Here is a 20,264-nt window from a genome sequence, read left to right as displayed (position 1 = left end):
CGCGGCGTCACCGGTCCTGCTCCTGCGTTTCCTGGGTCCGGCCATCCGGCTCAGGCCCGCTGGCTGCTGACGGAGAGGGTCTCGCCGGTCAGGTACGAGGAGTAGCCGCTGGCCAGGAAGACGATGACGTTGGCGATCTCCCAGGGCTCGGCACAGCGGCCGAACGCCTCCCGTTCGGTGAGTTCGGCGAGGAGTTCGGGGGTGGTCACCTTCACCAGGTGCGGGTGCATGGCGAGGCTCGGGGCGACGGCGTTGACCCGGACGCCGAAGCCCGCGGCCTCCAGGGCGGCGCACCGTGTCAGGGCCATGACCCCGGCTTTCGCCGCGGCGTAGTGGGCCTGCCCGCGCTGGGCGCGCCAGCCGATGACCGAGGCGTTGTTGATGACGGTGCCGCCGCTGTTCTGTTCCTTGAAGCGGCGCAGGGCGGCGCGGGTGCAGCGGAAGGTGCCGCCCAGGGTGACGTCGAGGACCTTCGACCACTGGTCGTCGCTCATGTCGACGAGGTCCGACGTGCCGCCGAGACCGGCGTTGTTGACGACGATGTCGAGGCCGTCGTGGCGTTCGGCGGCGAGCGCGAACAGAGCGTCGACCTGCTGTTCGTCGGTGACGTCGCAGGGCAGCCCGGCGACGTGGTCGGCGCCGAACTCCTCGGCGAGGGCGGCTGCGGCCTCCCCGAGGCGGCGCTCGTGGGCGTCGCCGATGACGACCCGGGCGCCTTCTTCCAGGAACTTGCGTGCGGTGGCTCCGCCGATCCCGGCGCCCGCGGCGGCGGTGATCACCGCGGTGCGTCCGTCCAGGAGGGAGTGCCCCGGTACGTAGGGCGGCTGGGGGGTCACGGGCGGATCTCCTTGGGCAGGCCGAGGACACGCTCGGCGATGATGTTGCGCTGGATCTCGTTGGATCCGGCGTAGATGGTGTCGGATCGGGAGAAGAGGAACAGCCGCTGCCAGTCGTCGAGTTCGTACGGCTCCCCGGCGGCGGTCATGCCGTCGGCGCCCAGGACGCTCATGGCGAGTTCGCCGAGTTCCCGGTGCCAGGTGGCCCAGAAGATCTTGTTGATGGACGCTTCGGGTCCGGGGGCGCCCGCCGCCGAACCGTCGAGCATGCGCAGGGCGTTGCAGCGGATGGTCTCCAGCCCCGTCCAGGCGCGGGCGAGTCGGTCGCGGATCAGCGGATCGTCCGCCGCGCCGTTGCGTCGGGCCAGTTCGACGAGGGCTTCCAGTTCGCGCCGGAAGCCGACCTGCTGGCCGAGGGTGGAGACGCCGCGTTCGAAGCCGAGTGTGGCCATGGCGACGCGCCAGCCGTCGCCCGGGGCTCCGACGACGTGTTCGGCGCGTGTGCGGGCGCCGTCGAAGAAGACCTCGTTGAACTCGGAGGTGCCGGTCAGCTGGGTGATCGGCCGGATCTCCACGCCGGGCCGGTCGAGCGGAACCAGGAGGTAGGACAGGCCCTGGTGGCGGGACGAGCCGGGCTCGGTGCGGGCCACCACGAAGCACCAGTGCGCCTCGTGGGCGAGTGACGTCCAGATCTTCTGCCCGGTGACCACCCAGGCGTCGCCGTCGCGCTCCGCCCTGGTCCGCACGTTCGCCAGGTCGGAGCCGGCGTCGGGCTCGCTGTAGCCCTGGCACCACAGTTCCTCGACCGCGACGATCGGCGGCAGGAAGCGGGCCCGTTGCTCCGGTGTGCCGAAGGCCAGCAGGGTCGGACCGAGCAGTTGTTCACCGATGTGGTTGACCCGGGCGGGCGCGTCGGCGAGGGCGTACTCCTCGTGGAAGGCGACCTGCTGCTCGATGGTCGCGCCCCTGCCTCCGTACTCCTCGGGCCAGCCCACGCAGGTCCATCCGGCGGTCGCCATGTGCCTCTCCCAGGCGAGCCGTTCGGTGAATGCCTCGTGCTCGCGGCCCGGTCCGCCGCGGCCTCGCAGGCGCGCGAAGGCCCCGGTGAGATGGGCGGCCAGCCAGCCGCGGATCTCGGTGCGGAACTCCTCGACGCTGCTCATGGGCTTACGTTAATCTACCAAACACTTGTTAGGGAAGGACGGTCCGATGCCGACTGCCCACGACGAACCGGTGCGCTACGAGAGACAGGGTCCGGTCGCGACGGTGACCATGAACCGACCCGACTACCGCAACGCACAGAATTCCGCGATGACCTACGCCCTCGACCGGGCGTTCTACCGCGCGGCCGACGACAGCGAGGTGAAGACCGTCGTCCTGGCCGGAGCGGGCAAGCACTTCTCCGCCGGCCACGACATCGGCACCCCGGGGCGGGATGCCCACCTGCCGTTCGAGCGCAGGGCCGGTCTGTGGTGGGACCACTCGGACAAGGCGGGAGCGGAGAGCCGCTTCGCCCGGGAGTCCGAGGTGTATCTCGGCATGTGCCGCCGCTGGCGGGAGCTGCCCAAGCCGGTCATCGCGTCCGTGCAGGGCGCGTGCGTGGCGGGCGGCCTGATGCTCGCCTGGGTGTGCGACCTGATCGTGGCCTCGGACGACGCGTTCTTCGCCGACCCGGTGGTCCGGATGGGCATCCCCGGTGTCGAGTACTTCGCCCATCCGTGGGTCATGCCGCCGCGCGTCGCCAAGGAGTTCCTCTACACCGGCGACCGCATGAGCGCCCGGCGCGCGTACGAGATCGGCATGGTCAACCGCGTCGTCCCACGGGAGGAGCTGGCCGACCGCACCCGGGAACTGGCGCTCCGGATCGCCGAGATGCCGCGCCTCGGACTCGCCCTGACCAAACGCGCCGTCAACCAGGCCGAGGACCTGCAGGGCCTGCACGCCGGGATGGACTCCGTGTTCGGCCTGCACCACCTCGCCCACGCGCACAACGCCGAGACCGCCCCCGACGCGCTCGGCGGCATGGACATCCACGCGATGAAGAGAGCGGGTGGCTGATGGACCTCGACTTCAGCGAGGCGGACCACGCGTTCCGCGCCGAGGTCCGCGACTGGCTGGCCGGCCACGTCCCCGCCACTCCCCTGCCGTCCCTGGAGACCGCCGAGGGCTTCGCCGCCCATCGGCGGTGGGAGGCCGAACTGTCCGCCGCTCGCTGGTCGGTGGTCTCCTGGCCCGAGGAGTACGGCGGACGCGGCGGCTCGCTCCTGCACTGGCTGATCTTCGAGGAGGAGTACTACGCCGCCGGGGCTCCCGGTCGGGTCGTCCAGAACGGCGTCAGCCTGCTCGCCCCCACTCTCTTCGCGTTCGGAACCGCCGAGCAGCGGGCCCGCGTCCTGCCCGCGATGGCGCGCGGTGAGGTCATCTGGGCACAGGCGTGGTCCGAGCCGGAGGCCGGTTCCGACCTGGCCTCGTTGAGGTCGACGGCCGTGCGGACCGACGGCGGCTGGCTGCTGAGCGGCCAGAAGACCTGGTCGTCCCGTGCCGCCTTCGCCGACTGGGCCTTCGGCCTGTTCCGCAGCGACCCCGGGGCGGACGGGCCGCACCACGGACTGACCTATCTGATGTTCCCGCTGGACGCCGAGGGCGTCACCGTGCGGCCCATCGGGCGCCTCGACGGGAAGCCCGCCTTCGCGGAACTCTTCCTCGACGAGGTGTTCGTACCGGACCGGGACGTCATCGGCGGGCCGGGGCACGGCTGGCGGGTCGCGATGAGCGCGACCGGTGACGAGCGCGGGCTCACCCTGCGCAGCCCGGGCCGCTTCACGGCCGCCGCGGACCGGCTGGCCGCTCTGTGGCGCGAGCGCGGCGACCCCGCCGACACGGCGCTGCGCGACCGGGTCGCCGACGCGGTGATCGGCGCCCGGGCCTACCGGCTGTTCTCCTACGCGGGTGCCTCCCGCGTCCTGCACGGTGAGGGCGGACCGGCCGGGGCCGCCTCCAGTCTCAACAAGATCTTCTGGTCCGAGCTCGACATCGCCCTGCACGAGACGGCGCTCGACCTGCTCGGCCCGTACGGTGAACTCGCCGAGCACGCGGCGGAGTCACCCGCGCACGGCGGCTGGGCCGAGGGCTACACCTTCTCCCTGGCCGGGCCCATCTACGCCGGCACCAACGAGATCCAGCGCGACATCGTCGCCGAGCGGCTGCTCGGCCTGCCGAAGGGACGCCGGTGATGCGTTTCCTCCTCGACCCCGAGACGCGGGAGTTCACCCGCTCCCTCGACGCCCTGCTCACCTCCTGCGGCACCCCGGCCGCGGTACGGTCCTGGGCGGACGGCGACCACGCACCGGGGCGGGCGGTCTGGGCCCGGCTGGCCGAGGCCGGGCTGTTCGCGCTCGCCGTGCCGGAGCGGTACGACGGCGTCGGCGTGATGCCGGTCGAACTGGCTGCTGCCTTCGTCGAGTTGGGACGGCACGCCGTCCCTGGCCCGCTGGTCGAGACGGTCGCCGCCGCGGCCCTGCTGGACCGGCTCGACGACGACCACCAGGCCGCCGCCCGGCTGCCCGGCATCGCCTCCGGCAAGACCGTCGCCTCGCTCTGCCTGACCGCCCTCGGCCCGTACGCCCTGGACGCCGACGCGGCCGACGCGGTGTTCGTCGTGGACGGCGACATCCTGCGCGCCGCCGGGGAGCCCGGCCCCGTACAGCACTCGGCCGACCCGGCACGGCGCCTGTCGCGGCCGTCCGGCGGGACGGTGCTCGCCCGCGGCCCGGCCGTGGCCTCCGCCGCCGCGCACGCGGCCGACGTCGCCGCGCTCGCCACCGCGGCCCAGGCGCTCGGGGTCGGCCGCGCGCTGCTCGCCCGTACCGTCGCCCACGTCAAGCGGCGCACCCAGTTCGGCGTCGCCATCGGCTCCTTCCAGGCCGTCAAGCACCGGCTCGCGGACACCCTCGTCGCCCTGGAGTTCGCCGAGCCGCTGGTGCACGGCGCCGCGCTCGCGCTCGCCGCCGACGACGACGGGGCCGGCCGGGAGATCGCCGCGGCCAAGGTCACGGCGGGCGAGGCCGCTCACCGGGCCGCGCGCACGGCCCTGCAGTTGCACGGGGCCGTCGGCTACACCGCCGAGCTCGACCTGTCCCTGTGGATCCGCAAGGCCCGCCCGCTGCGCGACGCCTGGGGCACTCCGGCCGCCTGCCGGGCCCGCGTACTGGCTGCCTGACGCGCGCGGTGGCACGCGCCACACCGAGAGGAGCGGCCCGTTGCGGCTGACCGAGGAACAGGAAGAGCTGCGGTCGGCCGTACGGGCCCTGCTGACCCGGCACCAAGGAGCCGCCGCCTGGCGCCCGTTGACCGAGCAGGTCGGCGCCGCCGGGCTCACCGTGCCTGAGGAGTACGGCGGCGCGGGCGGCGGAGCGCGGGACATGCACGTGCTCATGGAGGAGCTCGGCAGAAGTCTGAGCCCGCTGCCGTTGCTCGGCTCCGCGGTGCTCACGGCCGGGGCGCTGCTCGCCTCCGGCGACAGGGCCGCCTGCGGGCGCCTGCTGCCGGGACTCGCCGGGGGCGGCGCGGTGGGAGCACTGGCCTGGGCCGAGCGGGGGTCCTGGGAACCGGCGGCGGTACGCGCCGAGGCCGTGCCCGGCCCCGGTGGCGCCTGGCTCGTCACCGGGTCCAAGGAGCACGTACTGGACTGGCCCCGGGTCGACACGCTGCTCGTCGCGGCCCGCACGACGGCCGGGGTCTCGCTCTTCGACGTGGCGGTGGACGCCGCCGGGGCGCACCGCGTGCCCGTCGTCACCATGGACGGCACGCGGAGCCAGGCACGATGGGTTCTGGACGGCTGCGTGGCGCGGCTGATTGGCACGGACGGCGACGGCGGGCGGAGCCTGGCGCACGTCCGGGACCTGGCCTGTGCGGCGCTGGCCGCGGAACAGGTGGGCGCCGCCGCGCGCTGCCTCGAACTCACCGTCGCCCACGCCAGGGACCGCGTCCAGTTCGGCCGCCCCATCGGCTCGTTCCAGGCCGTCAAGCACCGGCTCGCGGACGCCTATGTCCTGGTGGAGTCGGCGCGTTCGGCAGCGCTGGGCGCCGCCTTCGCCGCCGACCGGGATCCTGCCGCGCTGCCGCGGGCCGCCGCTGTCGCCAAGTCGGTCTGCTCCGAGGCGTTCTCCGCGGTGGCCGGCGAAATGATCCAGTTGCACGGCGGAATCGGCATCACCTGGGAACACGACGCGCACCGCTACTTCAAGCGGGCACACGGAGCGGGCGAGCTGTTCGGCTCGGCCGCCCGGCACCGGGCGCGGCTCGCCGTCGCGCTCGGTCTGACCACGCACTGAGCACCCCAGCGGAAGGGCCGGACATCATGGGCATCGGCAACCCTCTGGACTTCACGGGACGTGTGGTCCTCGTCACCGGCGGCACCAAGGGCATCGGTGCCGGCATCGCCGAGGCGTTCCTCGACGCCGGGGCCGACGTCGTCGTCTGCGGCCGCAACGCGCCCGGCGTCACGCCGACGGCAGGCCACCGGGCGGCGTTCTTCGTACCCGCCGACGTGCGCGATCCCGTGGCGGCGGTGCGGCTCGTGGACGCCGCGGTGGAACGCTTCGGGCGACTCGACGTGCTCGTCAACAACGCGGGCGGCTCGCCGGACGCGGACGCGGCCACCGCCTCCCCCCGCTTCGTGGAGAAGATCGTCGCGCTCAACCTGCTGGCACCGTTCTACCTGGCGCAGGCGGCCCACCGCGTCATGCGGGCCCAGCACGGCGGCGGATCGGTCATCAACATCGGCAGCGTCTCCGCCCACGACCCGCAGCCCGGTACCGCCGCCTACACGGCCGCCAAGGCCGGACTGCTGGCCCTCACCAAAGCGCTCGCCCTGGAGTGGGCACCCGCGGTACGGGTCAACCACATCACGACCGGGCTGATCCGCACCGAGAGCGCGGCGGCCGTCTACGGCACGGACGGCGGGGCGTCGGTGGCCCGCGTCATCCCGATGGAACGAATGGCCGTCCCCTCGGACGTCGCCCGCGGCTGTCTGTTCCTCGCGAGCCCTCTGGCCGGATACGTCAACGGGGCGGACCTCGCGGTGCACGGCGGCGGCGAGTTCCCCGCCCGCTATCTCGCCGCGCGGTCGGCCACCGGACACGGGTGAAGCGGCGAACGGCGCGCGGACGCACCGGCGACCGGGCGTGCGGCGGCCCTCGAACCTCCCCCCTGACACGCGTCACCATCTTGACAGGTGATGTATGCAGGGACGAACCTTGAGCCATCTGAACGCGACGGAGCGATCAGCCACGGAAGGAGCGGAGGTTGACGATGGAATCCCGGAGCGAGACCCACGACCCCGTGGACAGCGCCGCAGCGGCGCGCCACGCGCGGTTCGGCAAGCTGCCCGAGCGCATCCCCTACGCGGACATGGTCGAGGAGGGGCCGGCCGACCCGAGGAATCCCACAAGGGACACCTACAACCCCGAAGCATCGTGGATGCGCTTCTCCTGCCTCGCCGCAGACCTCGGCCTCTGACGCTGCGGCCGCAAAGGTTCACCGGCTCGCCTTCCCGGCCGCAGCATTAGCGCATCTCGGTCGGATCTCCGCGGGCCCAGCACGGGGCCACGGCGTCGCACCCCGACCGGCGGCCCCGTGCTGGTAGACTTGGGCGGACGTTGATCATGTATCGAGGAGTCGCAGACATGGCGGGTGAAGACGACATCTCCGGGTGATACCCGGATCTGATCGACCACCGGTCGACGCTCAGGAGCGTCACCGCAGTGGTCTTGTCGTCATTCACTTTTCCCCATGTCTGCCCAGGGCAGAACTCTTCTCTGCTCTTCTTTCCGCGAGGTCACTCCCATGTCCGACGCCTCCGTCGTCTGCTCGAACCTGTCCTTTTCCTGGCCCGATGACACCCCCGTCTTCCAGGACCTGTCCTTCACCGTGGGCACCGGCCGTACCGGCCTTGTCGCACCCAACGGCTCCGGCAAGAGCACCCTGCTCAAGCTGATCGCCGACGAGCTGCGCCCCACCACCGGGTCCGTGACCGTGAGCGGCACGCTCGGCTATCTGCCCCAGAGCCTGCCCCTGACCGGCGATCTCACGGTGGCCGAGGTCCTGGGCGTCGCAGCGGTGATCCGGGCTCTTGACGCCGTCGAGTCCGGGGACGTGAACGAGGAGCACTTCGCGACCATCGGCGACGACTGGGACATCGAAGAACGCACCCGCGCGCAGCTGGACCGCCTCGGTCTCACCGACCTCACCCTGGACCGGAGCCTGAGCACGCTCAGCGGCGGGCAGATCGTCTCCCTCGGTCTGGCGGCGCAGCTGCTGAAGCGCCCCGACGTCCTGCTGCTCGACGAGCCCACCAACAACCTCGACCTCGACGCCCGTCACAAGCTCTACGACGTGCTCACGGACTGGAACGGCTGTCTGCTGCTCGTCAGCCACGACCGCGCCCTGCTGGACCGCATGGAGCGCATCGCCGAGCTCGGCAGCGGTGAACTCCGTCTCTACGGTGGCAACTTCACCGAGTACGAGGAGGCCGTCCAGGCCGAGCAGGAGGTCGCCGAGAAGAACGTCCGCAACGCCGAACAGGAGCTGAAACGGGAGAAGCGGGAAATGCAGCAGGCCCGCGAGCGCGCCGAGCGCCGCGCGAGCAACGCCGCCCGCAACCTCAAGAACGCCGGCCTGCCGCGCATTTTCGCCGGCAACATGAAGCGGGGCGCCCAGGAGTCCGCGGGACGGTCGGGCCAGACGCATGCCGCGCGGGTCAGTGAGGCCAAGACCCGGCTGGACGAGGCTGGGCGCTCACTGCGCGACGAACAGCGCATCACACTGGACCTGCCGGAGACCGGCGTACCCGCCGGGCGCACCCTCTTCCTCGGCGAACAGATGCAGGTCCGCCACGATGAACGGGCCCTGTTCGCCGCCGAAGGTGTCGACCTGACGATCCGGGGCCCCGAACGCATCGCGCTGACCGGCCCCAACGGCGCGGGCAAGACGACGCTGCTGCGTCTGATCAACGGCGACCTCGGCCTGGAGAGCGGACAGATCAAGCGGGCCGACGGGCGGATCGCGTATCTCTCGCAGCGGCTGGACCTGCTGGACCTGGACCGCACCGTCGCCGAGAACTTCACCGCCTTCGCCCCGCACCGGACCGAGGCCGAGCGGTTGAACCTCCTGGCGCGCTTCCTCTTCCGGGGTGCCCGCGCCCATCTCCCCGCCCGGGTGCTGTCCGGCGGCGAGCGGCTTCGGGCCACCCTCGCCTGCGTCCTGTGCGCGGAACCGGCCCCGCAGCTGCTGCTCCTCGACGAGCCGACGAACAACCTCGACCTGGTCAGTGCGGGCCAGCTGGAAAGCGCCCTGGGTTCCTACCAGGGGGCGTTCGTGGTGGTCAGCCATGACGAGCGCTTCCTCACCCGGATCGGCGTCGACCGGTGGCTGCGCCTGGCCGACGGCAGGCTGACGGAGACGGGGGCGCCCGCGGTGTGAACCGCTGACGTATCGACCGGGCCCGCACCGAGGTTTGTCACCCGGCGGGCCGAGCACCGATCACGTTGGGTGGATTCCCATGCCGCAACCGTCCCTGCTCGCCCACGACCTTGTCCGCATCCTCGGCAGCAGGCGGGTGCTCGACGGCGTCTCCCTCACCGCGTCTCCCGGACACCGCATCGGGCTGATCGGCGAGAACGGCGTCGGCAAGTCGACCCTGCTGCGTCTGCTCGCGGGAGCCGACGAACCCGACGCGGGTCGCGTCACGCGCCCTGCCGACGCGGGCTTCCTGCACCAGGAGATGCCGTTCGACGCCGCTTCGACCGTCGCCGAGGTGCTGGACGACGCCCTGCGCGAGGCCCGCGACGACCTCGCGGAGCTCGAACGCCTGGGTGAGGAACTTTCGCGCTCCCCGCAGGACTCCCCCGGCCATGGGGAGTTGCTGAACGCGTACGGCCGACGACTCGAACAGGCCCAGGCGAAAGAGGTCTGGGACGCCGACCGGCGCGCCGCACTCGTACTCGAAGGGCTCGGCCTCGGCGCGGTCCGGCACGACCGGGCCCTGGGCACGCTCTCCGGCGGGCAGCGCGGCCGCCTGGCGCTGGCCGCGCTGCTGGTCCGCCGGCCTTCGGCGCTGCTGCTGGACGAGCCGACCAACCATCTCGACGACAGCGCCGCCGCCTTCCTTGAGGAACAGGTGCGCGCCCTGCCCGGGGTCGCCGTCGTGGCCAGCCACGACCGGGCGTTCCTCGATGCCGTCTGTACGGACCTGATCGACCTCGATCCGGCCGTGGACGGTCCGGTCCGCTACGGCGGCAACTACAGCGTGTACCAGGCCGAGAAGCGTGCCGAGCGGGAACGCTGGGAACGGCGCTACGCCGAGGAGCAGGAGGAACTGGAAGCGCTGCGCAGCTCGGCCGGGGTCACCGCGCATCTGGTCGCACCGGGGCGTGAGCGGCGCGACAACGAGAAGATGGGATACGGACATCGGGCCGGCCGGGTCCAGAACCAGATCTCCCGGCGGGTGCGCAACGCCACCCGCCGGCTGGACGAACTGGCGCGCACCCAGATCGGTGAGCCGCCGCAGCCGCTGCGGTTCCGGGGCACCGTGCTCGCGGAGCGATCGGCGGACGGCACCCTGGTGTCCCTGCGCGACGCGGGCGTTCCGGGGCGGCTGGCCATCGGCCGCCTCGACGTGTCATCGACCGAACGCCTGCTGGTCACCGGGGGCAACGGCGCGGGGAAGTCGACGCTGCTGGCCGTGCTCGCCGGACACCTGCCGGCCGAGGGCGAGGTGCGGCGGCGGCGCGGTCTGACAGTGGGGACGCTGACCCAGGACACCGTGTTCGACCGGCCGGAGCGCACCGTCCGGGAGACCTACGCGCTCGCGCTGGGTGTCGAGCGGGCGGAGGCGGTCCCGCTCATCTCGTTGGGTCTGATGGACGAGGCGGACGTGGACAAGCCGGTCGGGCATCTGTCGGTCGGGCAGCGCCGCCGGCTCGCGCTGGCGCTCCTGGTGGCGCGCCCGCCGGAGCTGTTGCTGCTCGACGAGCCCACGAACCACCTGTCCCCCCGCCTCTGCGACGAGCTGGAGTCCGCTCTGGGCACGGGCCCCGGCGCGATCGTTCTGGCCAGCCACGACCGCTGGCTGCGCAAGCGCTGGCAGGGCCGCGAGATCCGGCTGCACTCCGGCCGCGAGCAGGAGGACGGCGTCGGGGCGGCGTCCCTCTCGCGCGGCTGACCGCGACGGACGAGCACGGCGTGACGGAGGCGGCGGCATCTCACGGTGGCGCCGCCCACGAGTCACCTGCCAGGATGGTCATGCGAATCTGGGCCATGTCTTCGTCGCACGGCCCCGTCTCCGGCGACCGGGCGTGGCTGGAGGGGCAGGTCCGCTCGGGTGCCCTGGAACGGCGGACGGACGACCTCCACCACGTCCTCGGGCATCCGGCCACCACACTGGAGCAGGCCGTCACGGCGCTCCTGGCCCGGCCCGTTCCGCCGTCGGCCTGACCCGCCATCCGCATTCCACCATGCGTGGGGGTGTGCGGGAGGCGCGCGGTGGGTGAGCGGGTGGTGAGGTCGACACGGTCGGGGACGCGCTCACCACGTTCCCGTCTCTTCGCCGTCCTCCGTCCCGACGAGTACGTCGCTCAGGCCGCCGTCGGTGCGTCGGCTGCGGAGGAGTTCGTGGAAGGCGACCGGACCGTCACCATAGGCCTGGCTACGCTCCCGGGGCCGGCCCTCGTTGTTGTAGTAGCCGGGAGTGCACTCGGCGTGGAAGGCGTACAGGTCGGCGGCCTTGCTCCGGATCGTGGCCACCCAGGCGTCCTGGGCGTCGACGGTCGGCTCGACGTACCGCGCCCGGCGTCTGCGGGCCTGCGCGACGACCTCGGCAATGTGCGTGGCCTGTTCGTCGAGGACATGGACGAAGTTGACGGCGCTGGCGTTCTGCAGCGGCCCCATGTGGAACAGGTTCGGGAAGCCGTGGCTGTAGAACCCGTGCAGGGTCCTGGGACCGTCCTTCCAGGAGTCGAGCAGGCTCGCACGGCCACGCCCGAACACGGGCAGCATCCCGGACAGCACGCCCGAGACTCCGGTCTCGAAGCCCGTGGCGAAGATGATGCAGTCGACCTCGTACGCCGTGCCCCCGACCACAACGGCCCGGTCCGTGATGCGTTCGACGCCGTGGGTGTCGGCGGTGTCGACGAGGGTGACGTTGGTCCGGTTGAAGGTCTGGAGGTAGGTGTCGCTGAACGTGGGGCGCTTGCACATGTAGCGGTACCAGGGCTTGAGCTTCTCCGCGGTCGCCGGGTCCGTGACGATGCCGTCGACGCGGCCGCGCAGCTCGTTCATCTTCTGGAAGTCGGCCAACTCGTAGGCCCGTTCGCGTTCCTGGGCCGGGATGTGCGCGTAGCTGTTGGTGGGGATCATCTTCTCCTGGAGCCGGGCGCTGCTGGTCCAGGCGTCGTTCACCAGATCCTCCGCCACCCGTACGCCGGTGACGGCTTTGAGGAAGTTCTCCCTGCGGCGGCGCTGCCAGCCGGGTTCGAGGGACGCGGCCCACTCGGGGTCGGTGCGCCGGTTGCCGCGCACGTCGACGCTGGACGGGGTGCGCTGGAACACGTACAGGTGCTGGGCATCGGCGCCGAGGTGCGGGACGACCTGGATGGCGGTCGCGCCGGTCCCGATGAGGGCGACGCGCTTGTCCGCCAGCCTGTGCAGACCGCCGTCGGCGTCGCCACCGGTGTACGCGTAGTCCCAGCGGCTGGTGTGGAAGGTGTGGCCGCGGTACGTCTCGATGCCGGGGATGCCGGGGAGCTTGGCCTGGCTGAGGGTGCCGGTGGCGACGACCACGTGGCGGGCCCGGATGCGGTCGCCGCGGTCGGTGGCGACGATCCACTCCGACTCGTCCTCGTCCCAACGAAGTTCGGTCGCCTGCGTGCGGAAGCAGGCGTCGTCGTAGAGTGCGAAGCGGCGCGCGATCGCCCGGGCGTGCTGCCGGATCTCCTCGCCGGGTGCGTACTTCCACTCCGGGACGTGTCCGACCTCTTCGAGCAGGGGCATGTAGACGTACGATTCGATGTCGCAGTGGATGCCCGGGTAGCGGTTCCAGTGCCAGGTGCCGCCGAAATCGGCGCCCTTCTCGATCACACGGACCGATGCGATGCCCGCCTGGCGCAATCGGGCGCCGGCGAGGAGTCCGCCGAAGCCACCGCCGATGATCAGGGCCGTCACCCGGTCGTCCAACGGCTCGCGCGTCACCTCACCTTCCGCGTACGGGTCTTCGTCGAAGTATCCGAACTCGCCCTCGGTTCGCCGGTACTGTCCACTGCCTTCGGGGCGTATGCGCCGTTCGCGTTCGGCGCGGTACCGGGCGCGCAGTGCGTCGGGGTCGAAGCCGAGCGCCTGCGGGTCGTGGGGGGTGGGCATGGGTCTCCTGTGGGTGTGGGGGCAACGTGGTTTACGGGCGGGCCGTGACCGGTGCGAGGAAGAGACCCACGACGGCGTCGGTGAGTGTGTCGGCCGTACGGGTCCAGGAGGGGTGGCGAGTGGCGGCGCCGTCGGCGAGTGCCCGCTCCCGCTCGGCACAGGTCTGGAGGATGAGATGGCGGGCCATGTCGGCGCGTTCGGCGCGGACTTGGAGGGGAACGGCGGTGAGCCGGTCGGCGAGCTCCGCCAGCGCGCGGCGCAGTGGCGGGCGTTCGAGTGCTTCGTCGATGGCGATCGCGCGCAGGACGGGGTCGGCCATGGCCTGGACGGCGAAACGGCCGTGCCACGACGGAACACCCAGCTCGGCCATGTGCTCGCAGGAGGGGCGGACGAGGCAGCCCACCCAGTCGCGGAGGTCGGCGCTGCCGGAACACTGTGCCAGGCGCCGTTCGCGAATGCGTTCGGTGGCGTCGGCGTGGTCCCGCATGATGGCCCGGACCAGGCCGGACTTGCTGCCGAAGTGGTAGCTGACAGCGGTGTTGTTGCCGAGTCCGGCCGCCTCGCTGATCTGCCGGTTCGACACGGCGACCAGGCCCTGTTCGGCGAAGAGCCGCTCGGCTGCCGTCATGATCGCCCGGCGGGTCCGCACTGTCTGTGCCGCATGCGGGACGGGGCGCGGGCGCGTCGTTCTCGCGGTCGGGGCGTCGGTCACTGAGGGCGGCCTCCTTGATCCGTGATCGCGGCATGCGCCCTCAGTGAATACGCGCCTCCATCCTTGAGTCAATTGACTGACTTACGTTTTCGGCCAGCTCCGCCCTGCGGCGACGGGCGCTCTTGCGACGCTGCGCGGTCACGTCGAAGACCAGGTTCAGGCGCAGTGGCCGGGTGATGGCCTGTCGCCAGGTGAGTCGGTCGCCGTCGCGGGCGACATCCTGCGCGAGGGCCACCTCGACAAGCTCGTCCGGATGGCGATCAAGGCCGGCGTACGGCCCGTCGAGGCGATCCAGATGGCGACGCTCAACTGCGCCGAGATGTACCGCATCGACCACCTCGTCGGCTCGATCACACCGGGCCGCTACGCGGACGTGCTGATCGTCGACTCCCCCGAGTCGTTCCAGGTGGAGCGGGTGTTCGCGCGCGGCAAGCTGGTCGCGCGACGGCCGGACCATCGAGGCCCCGCAGGCCCCCCGGCGTTCCGCCGCCCTCTCTCCCGCCTTCCGGGTCGCCCGCCTCACCGAGGACACGACCGGTGTCGTCTCCGCGGGGGACGAGGCCCGTGTCCTGGTCGTCGAGATGGACCGCACCGTGCCGTTCGTGCGCAAGGGCGTCGAGCTGACGCTGCCGGTCGTGGACGGCACGGTCCGCGCCGATCTCGCGCAGGACGCTCTCTACGTGACGGTCTCCGAGCGCTACGGGAAGACCGGCGGCGGCACGGTCACCGCGATGATCAACGGGTTCGGGCTGCGCTCCGGTGCGATCGCCTCCTCGGCCGCACCGGACGACAACAACATCGTCTGCGTCGGTGCCGACCGCGCCGACATGGCCCTGGCCGTGAACCACCTTGCCGAGCACGGCGGCGGACAGATCGTGGTGGACGGCGGCGAGATCAAGGAGTTCCTGCCGCTGCCGGTGGCCGGCATCGTGGCCGACCTCGTCCCGGAGGAGATGGCCGCCGCGGAAGACCGCCTGGAGGCCGCGGCCCGCGCGCTGGGCTGCGAACTGCCGTCCGCCTTAGGGTACTTGATCTTCCTGGAGATCACCGCCATCCCCGAGTACGCCGTCACCGACCTGGGTGTCGTCAACTACCGCACCCAGGACGTCGTCGACATACTGCGCCCCTCCGCCAACTGAAGTCATCGAGCGAGGAGTTCACCCATGACCACCGCAGCCGTCGCCGTCGACGCGTTCAGCGCCGGACTGCCCAAGTGCGAACTGCACCTGCACATCGAGGGCACCCTGGAGCCCGGCCTGAAGTTCGCGCTGGCGCAGCGCAACGGCATCGAGCTGCCGTACGCCGACGAGGCCGCGCCGCGCGCCGCGTACGACTTCCACGACCTGCCCGGTTTCCTGTCCGTCTACTACGAGGGAATGTCCGTGCTCCGCACCGAGCAGGACTTCTACGACCTCGCGGCGGCGTACGCGGCCAAGGCGCACTCCCAGAACGTGCGGTACGCGGAGATCTTCTTCGATCCGCAGGCGCACACCGCGCGCGGTGTCGCCTTCGACACCGTCATCCGCGGTCTCACCCGTGCCCTGGACGACACCGAGCGCGCCACCGGCTTCAAGGGGCGTCTCGTGTTGTGCTTCCTGCACGACTTCCAGGCCGAGTTCGCGATGGCCACGCTGGTGCGGGCGCTCCCCCACAAGGAGTGGATCACCGGTGTCGGCCTGGACTCGGACGAGGCGGGCAACCCGCCGGTGAAGTTCCGCGCGGTGTTCGCCCGGGCCCGTGCCGAGGGCCTCCGGCTGACGATGCATTGCGACGTGGATCAGCAGAACTCGACGGAGCACATCCGCCAGGTCATCGAGGAGATCGGCGTCGACCGCATCGACCACGGGGTGAACGCCCTGGAGGACCCGTCCCTGATCGAGCGGATCCGCGCGCGGTCTCGGCCTGACGGTGTGCCCGATCTCCAACGCGCATGTCACCGACGGCATGAAAGCCACCGAGATCCGCGCCCTGCTCGACCAGGACGTGAAGGTGACGGTCAGCTCCGACGACCCGGCGTACTTCCCGGGCTACGTCGCGGAGAATCTGGCCGCCCTGCGCGGTCCCGCGGCACTGTCCGACGCCGACCTGGTGCGCCTCCAGCGCAATGCCATCGAGATCTCGTGGGCGGCCCCGGCCGTGCGCGAGGAGTTCCTCGCGGAGCTGACGGCGTACGCGGAGCGCGGGGCCGCCTGACGTCCGTCCGGCGGCGCCGGACCGCCCGACGCCTGCCGGCGGCGGGCAGCGCGGCCCGCCCATGACCATCTGTACCGACTCGGGCGCCACCTGCTAGAATCTTGCGGGTTTCCAGGATCCCATCGCCCACGGTCCGCATCCACCGACGGGGCGGGCCGCCATCGGACCGGCCGATCCCGCATCAGAAACCAGCTTTCAGGCAAGAGACCGTACCTCTCGCATGCCGCCAGGTACGACCACACCGCATTCCAAGTGACACCCCATCAGCACCCGGCTGATGGGGTGTCTCCGTTGTACCCGGCCCCTGTCGAACGTGCCGGGACACCTCACCGAAAGGACGCACCGACCGCGATGACCTCTCTGCCGCAGAAAGACGTCGGCGACGGAATGAGCGAGGCGCCGGACATCCCGCTGCGCCGTGTCCCCGGCTTCCGCTGGTTCTGGCTGTCGCGCGCGGTCTCCGGGCTGGGATCCGCCGTCACGACGGTGGCCCTGCCCGTCCTGACCTTCCAGGAGACCGGCTCACCCCTGCTGGTCTCCCTGGTGGCAGCGGCTGCGACCCTGCCCTACGTGGTCTTCGGGCTGATCGCGGGCACCGTCGCGGACCGAGTGGACCGGCACCGCCTGATGATCGTCACCGACTGGCTCAACGCCGCGTGCATCGCCTCCATCCCGGTCGCCTCCGCCCTCGGCATCCTGACCAGCGGCCACGTTCTCTTCGTGGCCCTCGCGTCGGCAAGCCTCAGCCTCTTCTTCGACGCAGGGGTGTACGGCTTCGTCCCCGACATCGTCGGCAAGGACAAGCTGACCGAGGCCAACAGCGCCGTCCACGGCGCGCAGACCGTCGTACGCATCGCGGGAAACGCGGTGGCGGGTGGCCTCATCATCCTGTTCCGCCCGGCCGGCACACTGGCGTTGGACGCCCTGTCCTTCGCCGTCTCCGCACTGCTCCTGCGGGCCGTCTCGCACACCACCGCCCGGCCGGCCGAGCCGACGGCGAAGCGGCCGGGGTTCAGGGAGTCCATCCGGGAAGGACTCCGCTTCCTCTACCACCACCCGACGCTGCGCCTGATGACCGCGGTCGGCACCCTGCAGTCCTTCTCCGGCGGAGCCATCATCGGGCAGCTTGTCGTCTTCGCCGACCGTGTGCTGGGCATCCACGGATCCGACGGGCGGATCGGACTGCTGTACATGGGGTGGAGCGCCGGAGGCATCGGCGGGGCGTTCCTGCTGCCCCGGCTGCGGCGCCGCTTGGAGGCCCTCCCCCTTCTCCTGGGTGTCCTTCCCATCGGCTCCCTGCTCGGCCTGGTGGTCGTCCTCACCTCCGAATGGTGGGTCACGCTGATCGCCCTGACCGTGTGGGGGTCCGCCTACCTCGTCGTCCTGGTGAACACGATGACCTACTCCCAGGAGGTGACCCCGTCCGACCTCCAGGGCCGGGTCAACACCACGCGCCGGATGCTCTCCTCAGGCCTGGGCGTTCCGCTCGGCGCCCTGGTGGCCGGCGCGCTGACGGTTCGGATCAACGTCCAGGCCGGGATGTCGACGGCCGTCATCTCGATCGCGCTGGCAGCCGTGCTGGTCTGGGGTGTCCGACTGCGCGACTGGCTGCGGCCCGGGGAAGGGGCGTAGCCCCGGTGCGGCCGGCGGGATTCCCTCCAGACCAACTCGCCCTCCGGGGCGACGACCTGGCAGCGGGCTCTCAAACCCTTCTTCGGCACCCGGTGGCGGCTGGAGCAGTTGCCCATCAACTACCGCACGCCGGCGGAGATCACGGCCGCCTCCGACGACGTCCTGACCGCCGTCAACCCGGAACGGGAGCCGACCCGCGCTGTCCCGACGGGCAGCGAGCCTCCGCCCCTTATCTGTGTGCCCGACGGCGAACTCATCGCTCGGCAGGGCTCCGAGACAGCCCGTGCGGCGAAGACCTCGGGGCGAGGGGGCAGGTGGCGGTGATCGGGACGGAGCCACAGGTGGCGGCCCTCGCCGAAGCAATCCGTGCCCATGTTCCGGGCGTCTCATGGGCCCGGAGGCCGATCCGGAACAGAAGGCCGTCGTCCTGAGCCCGATGCAGTCCAAGGGGCTGGAATTCGACTCCGTCCTGGTCGTGGATCCGGGTTCCCCGGTCGCGGCGCCCTGCTCCCACTCCTGGGCCGGACAACGGCTACGCGAACCGTCATCGCAGGTCACAGCGGGTCGGTTCGTCACATGGCGGCCACTCAGGACGATGGCGTGCGATGTGACTCCGGGAGTGTCAATGACGACACGCCGACTCCGGGGATGACTGGGCATCAGCAGGTCACCTAAAGGGACTAACATCACATCAATTAGCCTTTTTCATAAGGAAGTTGAAGTTCCATCCGAATATCCGTCCACCACATAAGGGTGACCCCTGTGGCCCGAACGGCGTCCTGACACCGCCCTCCCCATCGCGTCCGATATGACAGCTATGAGGGCCGTCAGTACGTTTCGATCACGGGTCGGCTACTCAGCCAACCTCTCTGAGACAGGAGAAGTGACATGGTTACCCGTTCCACAGTCGTCACCGCCGCCGTCGCGGCCGCTTCGGCCATGGTCACCACCGGCATCACCTACGCCTCGGCCGCTACTCTGAAGCCGGCTCAGACGACCCCTGTCCTCCAGCAGACCGCCCCCTTCTCCGCACCGGACGGCGGCGACGCCGGCAAGGGCAACGAGGAGAGAGACAACGAGGGAAGAGGCAGCTACGACCGCGGTTACGACGACGGCTTCCGTGACCGGGACCGCTACGAGGGTCGCATCCACATCAACGAGCGCACCTACAGCGACGACCCCGGCGGCTGCATCACCGTGGTCAGCGGCCTCGGCTCCACCAGCCTCAACATCCTCAACGACAGCCGCAGGACCATCGAGGTCTTCCGAGGCGCCACCTGTGACAACGGCGCCCCCATCGCCACCGTCGGCCCCCACAGCTCCAGCAACGGCGTAGTGCCCGGTCATGTCTGGGGCGGCGTCTGGGTCCGCAACGGTGTCGTGGGCAGCTTCCGGGTTATCGAGCGCCACTACGAAGACCGGTGACCGGAACACCCGGATGAACAGAACCCCGGCCCGCCGGAATCGGGCCGGGGTTCCCCCATGGCCCGCCTTCGGCCGTGACACCCCGTCCCTCACGTGATGCGCGGAGCCCGGCAACTCACCCGTCGTGCACGCCTGCATGAAGAAAAGGCACTGTACCCGGCGCCTTCGAGCCACCGAAGATGGTCGCATGACGATCACATCTCAGGCTCTTTCCTTCGACAAGGCCGCCGCCGGCTACGCCGCGCATCGCCCTTCGTATCCGCCTGCTCTTCTGACGGCGCTCGAAGAGCTCGCCGACCGCCCTTTGAAGGGCGCCCGAGTCGCGGACATCGGTGCCGGAACCGGACTGGCGACCGCCCTCCTGCATGCCCGCGGCGCGCATGTCATCGCGGTGGAGCCCGGCCCCGGAATGGCCTCACAGTTCCGGCTGGGACTGCCCGATGTCCTCCTCGTGCTCGGGGACGGCAACAGCCTGCCGCTCGCCTCCGGTTCCATGGACTTCCTCACCTTCGCCCAGGCCTGGCACTGGACCGACCAGAGCAAATCCGTCCCGGAAGCCCTGCGGGTGCTTCGCCCCGGCGGTGCACTCGCCCTGTGGTGGAACGACTCGGACAGCACGGTTCCCTGGATCGCCGACCAGGACGCCCGCCTGCGCCACCTCTTCGGTGCCGACGACAACGAGCCCGATCCCCTGTCCCGCTTTCGCGGCCTGCCACCCGAGCTCGACTTCTCCACCCGCCAGGTGGCGTGGACTCGCCACGTCCCGCTCGACACACATCTCGCGAACCTCGCCAGTTACTCCGACTTCCTGATGCTCGGCGAGAACGCCACACAGACGTTCCTGTCCGCGGAGCGTGACCGGCTGACCGAGCTCTTCCCGAGCGGGACGGTCGAGGAGCGCTACGTGGTCAGCCTGGCCGTTGCTGTCTGCTGAGACGGCGTTGCGGCAGACGTCTGCCCGGATCAGGAACGATCCACGGCATCGGCGCGGGAAGGACGGGCGCCGGTAGCGGGACGGGGAAATTCGTTCCGATCCGACCGCGCGCCCTTCC

17 protein-coding genes and 2 pseudogenes are annotated in these 20,264 nt (G+C 71.1%); 15 read left to right on the top strand and 4 right to left on the bottom strand.

What is annotated here, in order from left to right; genetic code table 11:
* Positions 1-50 precede the first annotated feature (50 nt).
* A complete protein-coding gene (locus ACFVUT_RS03010) occupies positions 51-836 on the bottom strand; it encodes an SDR family oxidoreductase (protein ID WP_389643247.1) in 786 nt (261 codons plus the stop codon).
* Complete coding sequence (locus tag ACFVUT_RS03005; protein WP_389643245.1) at positions 833-1,999, bottom strand: acyl-CoA dehydrogenase family protein; 1,167 nt, start codon at positions 1,997-1,999, stop codon at positions 833-835. Before ACFVUT_RS03005 ends, ACFVUT_RS03010 begins: the two co-directional genes overlap by 4 nt.
* 46 nt (positions 2,000-2,045) lie before the next feature.
* On the opposite strand from ACFVUT_RS03005, the gene ACFVUT_RS03000 reads away from it, so the two are divergent.
* The 9 genes from ACFVUT_RS03000 (at position 2,046) to ACFVUT_RS02960 (ending at position 11,330) form a co-directional block, all read left to right on the top strand.
* A complete protein-coding gene (locus ACFVUT_RS03000) occupies positions 2,046-2,894 on the top strand; it encodes an enoyl-CoA hydratase (protein ID WP_389643242.1) in 849 nt (282 codons plus the stop codon).
* The gene (locus ACFVUT_RS02995; RefSeq protein ID WP_389643239.1) at positions 2,894-4,069 is read left to right on the top strand and encodes an acyl-CoA dehydrogenase family protein; all 1,176 of its coding nucleotides are present in this window, start codon (positions 2,894-2,896) and stop codon (positions 4,067-4,069) included. Before ACFVUT_RS03000 ends, ACFVUT_RS02995 begins: the two co-directional genes overlap by 1 nt.
* Positions 4,069-5,055 carry an acyl-CoA dehydrogenase family protein gene (locus ACFVUT_RS02990; RefSeq protein ID WP_389643628.1) on the top strand — a complete coding sequence of 329 codons (987 nt, stop codon included), beginning with the start codon at positions 4,069-4,071 and terminating at the stop codon, positions 5,053-5,055. The genes ACFVUT_RS02995 and ACFVUT_RS02990 overlap by 1 nt, the downstream gene beginning before the upstream one ends.
* A 40-nt stretch (positions 5,056-5,095) precedes the next feature.
* Positions 5,096-6,169 (top strand): acyl-CoA dehydrogenase family protein, encoded by a 1,074-nt coding sequence (locus ACFVUT_RS02985; RefSeq protein WP_389643236.1) that lies wholly within the window; start codon positions 5,096-5,098, stop codon positions 6,167-6,169.
* 26 nt (positions 6,170-6,195) lie between these two features.
* Entirely contained in the window at positions 6,196-6,984 is a 789-nt protein-coding gene (locus ACFVUT_RS02980; RefSeq protein WP_389643233.1) for an SDR family oxidoreductase, read from the top strand.
* A 164-nt stretch (positions 6,985-7,148) separates the two neighbouring features.
* A complete protein-coding gene (locus ACFVUT_RS02975) occupies positions 7,149-7,355 on the top strand; it encodes a hypothetical protein (protein ID WP_389643625.1) in 207 nt (68 codons plus the stop codon).
* A gap of 327 nt (positions 7,356-7,682) precedes the next feature.
* On the top strand, positions 7,683-9,317 hold the full coding sequence (gene abc-f, locus ACFVUT_RS02970) for a ribosomal protection-like ABC-F family protein (protein WP_389643230.1): 1,635 nt from the start codon (positions 7,683-7,685) through the stop codon (positions 9,315-9,317).
* A 79-nt stretch (positions 9,318-9,396) separates the two neighbouring features.
* Entirely contained in the window at positions 9,397-11,058 is a 1,662-nt protein-coding gene (locus ACFVUT_RS02965; protein WP_389643227.1) for an ABC-F family ATP-binding cassette domain-containing protein, read from the top strand.
* A 95-nt stretch (positions 11,059-11,153) separates the two neighbouring features.
* Positions 11,154-11,330 (top strand): hypothetical protein, encoded by a 177-nt coding sequence (locus ACFVUT_RS02960; protein ID WP_389670903.1) that lies wholly within the window; start codon positions 11,154-11,156, stop codon positions 11,328-11,330.
* 90 nt (positions 11,331-11,420) lie between these two features.
* Here the strand turns inward: ACFVUT_RS02960 and ACFVUT_RS02955 are convergent, their stop codons facing one another.
* On the bottom strand, positions 11,421-13,250 hold the full coding sequence (locus tag ACFVUT_RS02955) for a flavin-containing monooxygenase (protein WP_389643221.1): 1,830 nt from the start codon (positions 13,248-13,250) through the stop codon (positions 11,421-11,423).
* 31 nt (positions 13,251-13,281) lie between these two features.
* Positions 13,282-13,878 (bottom strand): TetR/AcrR family transcriptional regulator, encoded by a 597-nt coding sequence (locus ACFVUT_RS02950; RefSeq protein WP_389643622.1) that lies wholly within the window; start codon positions 13,876-13,878, stop codon positions 13,282-13,284.
* Positions 13,879-14,215: 337 nt separating this feature from the next.
* On the opposite strand from ACFVUT_RS02950, the pseudogene ACFVUT_RS02945 reads away from it, so the two are divergent.
* From ACFVUT_RS02945 to ACFVUT_RS02920, 6 genes and pseudogenes are all read left to right on the top strand, one after another.
* A pseudogene (locus ACFVUT_RS02945) lies at positions 14,216-14,341 on the top strand (amidohydrolase family protein); the annotation flags it as partial.
* Between the two features lie 202 nt (positions 14,342-14,543).
* The gene (locus ACFVUT_RS02940; RefSeq protein ID WP_389643218.1) at positions 14,544-15,101 is read left to right on the top strand and encodes an adenine deaminase C-terminal domain-containing protein; all 558 of its coding nucleotides are present in this window, start codon (positions 14,544-14,546) and stop codon (positions 15,099-15,101) included.
* Between the two features lie 24 nt (positions 15,102-15,125).
* Positions 15,126-16,155: pseudogene (gene add / locus ACFVUT_RS02935) on the top strand (adenosine deaminase).
* A 351-nt stretch (positions 16,156-16,506) separates the two neighbouring features.
* On the top strand, positions 16,507-17,787 hold the full coding sequence (locus tag ACFVUT_RS02930; RefSeq protein WP_389643215.1) for an MFS transporter: 1,281 nt from the start codon (positions 16,507-16,509) through the stop codon (positions 17,785-17,787).
* 888 nt (positions 17,788-18,675) lie between these two features.
* Entirely contained in the window at positions 18,676-19,212 is a 537-nt protein-coding gene (locus ACFVUT_RS02925; RefSeq protein WP_389643212.1) for a hypothetical protein, read from the top strand.
* A 187-nt stretch (positions 19,213-19,399) separates the two neighbouring features.
* The gene (locus ACFVUT_RS02920) at positions 19,400-20,146 is read left to right on the top strand and encodes a class I SAM-dependent methyltransferase (protein WP_389643209.1); all 747 of its coding nucleotides are present in this window, start codon (positions 19,400-19,402) and stop codon (positions 20,144-20,146) included.
* The last annotated feature ends 118 nt before the right edge of the window (positions 20,147-20,264 follow it).

This window comes from Streptomyces sp. NPDC058051 (genome assembly GCF_042885475.1).
Taxonomy (GTDB): domain Bacteria; phylum Actinomycetota; class Actinomycetes; order Streptomycetales; family Streptomycetaceae; genus Streptomyces.
This window is presented reverse-complemented; position numbering and strand designations above follow the sequence as displayed.

What these genes read in the sequence shown, in the direction of transcription:
- ACFVUT_RS03005 (WP_389643245.1), bottom strand. Translation starts at nt 1,999, where the DNA reads ATGAGCAGCGTCGAGGAGTTCCGCACCGAGATCCGCGGCTGGCTGGCC.
- ACFVUT_RS03000 (WP_389643242.1), top strand. Translation starts at nt 2,046, where the DNA reads ATGCCGACTGCCCACGACGAACCGGTGCGCTACGAGAGACAGGGTCCG.
- ACFVUT_RS02995 (WP_389643239.1), top strand. Translation starts at nt 2,894, where the DNA reads ATGGACCTCGACTTCAGCGAGGCGGACCACGCGTTCCGCGCCGAGGTC.
- ACFVUT_RS02990 (WP_389643628.1), top strand. Translation starts at nt 4,069, where the DNA reads ATGCGTTTCCTCCTCGACCCCGAGACGCGGGAGTTCACCCGCTCCCTC.
- ACFVUT_RS02980 (WP_389643233.1), top strand. Translation starts at nt 6,196, where the DNA reads ATGGGCATCGGCAACCCTCTGGACTTCACGGGACGTGTGGTCCTCGTC.
- ACFVUT_RS02975 (WP_389643625.1), top strand. Translation starts at nt 7,149, where the DNA reads ATGGAATCCCGGAGCGAGACCCACGACCCCGTGGACAGCGCCGCAGCG.
- abc-f (WP_389643230.1), top strand. Translation starts at nt 7,683, where the DNA reads ATGTCCGACGCCTCCGTCGTCTGCTCGAACCTGTCCTTTTCCTGGCCC.
- ACFVUT_RS02965 (WP_389643227.1), top strand. Translation starts at nt 9,397, where the DNA reads ATGCCGCAACCGTCCCTGCTCGCCCACGACCTTGTCCGCATCCTCGGC.
- ACFVUT_RS02960 (WP_389670903.1), top strand. Translation starts at nt 11,154, where the DNA reads ATGTCTTCGTCGCACGGCCCCGTCTCCGGCGACCGGGCGTGGCTGGAG.
- ACFVUT_RS02955 (WP_389643221.1), bottom strand. Translation starts at nt 13,250, where the DNA reads ATGCCCACCCCCCACGACCCGCAGGCGCTCGGCTTCGACCCCGACGCA.
- ACFVUT_RS02950 (WP_389643622.1), bottom strand. Translation starts at nt 13,878, where the DNA reads ATGACGGCAGCCGAGCGGCTCTTCGCCGAACAGGGCCTGGTCGCCGTG.
- ACFVUT_RS02940 (WP_389643218.1), top strand. Translation starts at nt 14,544, where the DNA reads ATGGACCGCACCGTGCCGTTCGTGCGCAAGGGCGTCGAGCTGACGCTG.
- ACFVUT_RS02930 (WP_389643215.1), top strand. Translation starts at nt 16,507, where the DNA reads ATGACCTCTCTGCCGCAGAAAGACGTCGGCGACGGAATGAGCGAGGCG.
- ACFVUT_RS02925 (WP_389643212.1), top strand. Translation starts at nt 18,676, where the DNA reads ATGGTTACCCGTTCCACAGTCGTCACCGCCGCCGTCGCGGCCGCTTCG.
- ACFVUT_RS02920 (WP_389643209.1), top strand. Translation starts at nt 19,400, where the DNA reads ATGACGATCACATCTCAGGCTCTTTCCTTCGACAAGGCCGCCGCCGGC.